Raw genomic sequence first — 2,366 nt, 5'->3', positions numbered from 1 at the left:
ATTACGAAGCGGGCACGGTCAAATGTGGGAGCTGGCTTGCCTGCGATGGCATCACCTCGGTGTATCTGAAAAACCGAGTTGTCTGCATCGCAGGCAAGCCAGCTCCCACAGAAAAGCAGAGCTGCATCAGCTTCAGATTTGGCTTTCGCTCTGGATCTTGCCTTTGCTTTTAACACTCAAGCCGGCCGGTAGGCCGCTGTGCTCTTGCTTTTGATTTTGATCTGACTGCCCCAATAAGCCCGAGGCCGAACGCAGGTATTGCGGAGCGGGTAAACCGGCAGGACGCCGGTTTAGCCGCGCCGGGCCATGGATGGCCCGTCGCGGCGGCCCGCGGAGCAATGCCGGAGTGAGGGAACACCGAGCCTAAGCGAGGTGCCGACAGGCGGGGCAGAGCCCTTTGCTTACTTTGGGCTGGGCCGGCATTCCGGCTTTTCCAAAGTGAGCCGCTGTAAGAGCCATCCCTTTCAAGGTCTTGGTTTAAAATCCCCTAACCAATCCAGTCAGGACGACGAAACTATGTGGGAAAAGGTTTTAGAACGGTTTGAAAAACAGGCTCCGGCCAGCGTCATGACCAAGTTGATATTAGAGCAGGCAGTAGATGCCGCTTGGGTTGACAAGGTGTTCGATGATCACCGCCAACGGCAGTACTCACGTGAGCTTTTGTTTTCAACCGTTGTTGAGCTGATGTCCCTTGTTTCATTGGGCTTGAGGCCGTCGTTGCACGCGGCGGCGCGCAAGATGGAGGGCCTTTCGGTCAGTGTTTCGGCACTCTATGACAAGATCAAGCGAACCGAACCCGAGCTGCTTCGCGCCCTCATTTCGGGCAGTGCCGAACGTTTGATACCAACCGTCGAAACGCTCGGCCATTCATCGATCCTGCCCGGCTGGCAGTTGCGTATTGTGGATGGCAACCACTTGCCGGCCACTGAAAAACGTCTAGGCGCTCTGCGCAATGAGCGCGGCGCAGCGCGCCCAGGATTTTCAGTAGTTGCCTACGATCCGGATCTGGATTTAGTCGTTGATCTTCAGCCGTGGGAAGATGCCTACGCCAGTGAGCGAGTCAGTGTTTTACCGCTGCTGGCCCGCGCATGCGCGGGCCAGTTGTGGATGGCTGACCGGCTCTATTGCACGCTGCCCATCCTGCAAGCCTGCGAGGACACGGGGGCTTCGTTCATCGTTCGCCAACCCAGCAAGCATCCACGCCTGGTCCAGGAAAGTGAGTGGCAAGACTCAGGGACGGTCGATAGCGGAACCGTTCGCGAACAAATCATCGAAGTGAAGGGTGGCCGCCGCTGGCGACGTGTTGAGTTGAGCCTGCAAACGGCGAATGACTCAGGTGATTTGGTGATGTGGTTCTGGAGCAATTTGCCCGACACCATCGGTGCCCGGCAGATAGCCGATTTATACCGTCATCGCTGGAGTATCGAAGGAATGTTTCAGCGCCTTGAGTCGGTACTGGACAGTGAAATTACAGGCCTTGGCAGCCCGAAAGCCGCGCTATTGGGCTTTGCCTCGGCGGTCCTGGCTTACAACGTTTTGTCGGTTCTCAAGCGTAGCGTTGAGCAGGCGCACCGCGAAACGCAGCCAGAGGGTTGGCAGGTTTCGATTTTCCATTTGGCGGTGCATGTTCGCAGTGATTATCAAGGCTTGCAGATCGCATTGCCTGCGGAAAATTTCCCTCTTGAAAAGACTCCGCAAGGGCTGGCAGAGCGATTGCTGGCCCTGGCAAGGATGATCAAACCTAAGTCCGTAGCAAAAAGCCCTCGTGGCCCCAAAGTAGCCAAGCCCAAGGAGTGGCTGGAAGGTAAGGCAGCACGGGCGCATGTCTCAACAGCTAGGGTGCTTAAGGCGGCCAAGTCGGATAAACGTACTTAAACATGGCCTTAAACGGACTTTTAAACGCAGACCTTGAAAGGGATGGCTGTAAGAGCGGAACCATAAGTGGCCGTTACCGAAGAAACGGATATACCCCCCCCATCTCAAGAACCCACCAAAGGCAACGAAAAACTAAACACCGCCCCACACGGCTCCAGGTTCTGCGCCCAGATCTCCCCCTGATGCCGACCAATGATGTTCTTGCACAACGCCAGCCCAATCCCGTTACCACCCACCTTCGACGAAAAGAACCCGTCAAAGATTTTCTCCCGCGCCACGGCCTGAATCCCGCGTCCACAATCCTCGACACTCAACCGCGCCACGTTTCCATCACGGCAGGCATGCAACCGCAGCACCCGACGTTCGACGGGCAGCTCGCTCATCTCTTCAATAGCATTGAATGCCAGGTTCAGAATCACCTGCCCGATCAGCACTTTTTCACAAAGCACCATCAGCGGTTCAATACTGGGGAACAGTTCCAGCCGAACCTG

General features: G+C 56.3%; 2 protein-coding genes. One reads left to right on the top strand and one right to left on the bottom strand.

Annotation, left to right across the window (positions count from 1 at the left end):
- The first annotated feature begins 567 nt into the window (after window positions 1-567).
- Window positions 568-1,875 (top strand): IS4 family transposase, encoded by a 1,308-nt coding sequence (locus ACZ6ZQ_RS38440; RefSeq protein WP_081253266.1) that lies wholly within the window; start codon window positions 568-570, stop codon window positions 1,873-1,875.
- A 104-nt stretch (window positions 1,876-1,979) separates the two neighbouring features.
- On the opposite strand, the gene ACZ6ZQ_RS38435 is transcribed toward ACZ6ZQ_RS38440, so the two are convergent.
- On the bottom strand, window positions 1,980-2,366 hold a 387-nt coding region (locus tag ACZ6ZQ_RS38435; protein WP_469773178.1), incomplete at its 5' end, for a sensor histidine kinase.

This window comes from Streptomyces sp. NPDC053673, assembly GCF_055585225.1.
This window is presented reverse-complemented; position numbering and strand designations above follow the sequence as displayed.

Excerpts from the sequence above, each read along its gene's own strand:
- ACZ6ZQ_RS38440 (WP_081253266.1), top strand. The coding sequence starts at position 568 with ATGACCAAGTTGATATTAGAGCAGGCAGTAGATGCCGCTTGGGTTGAC.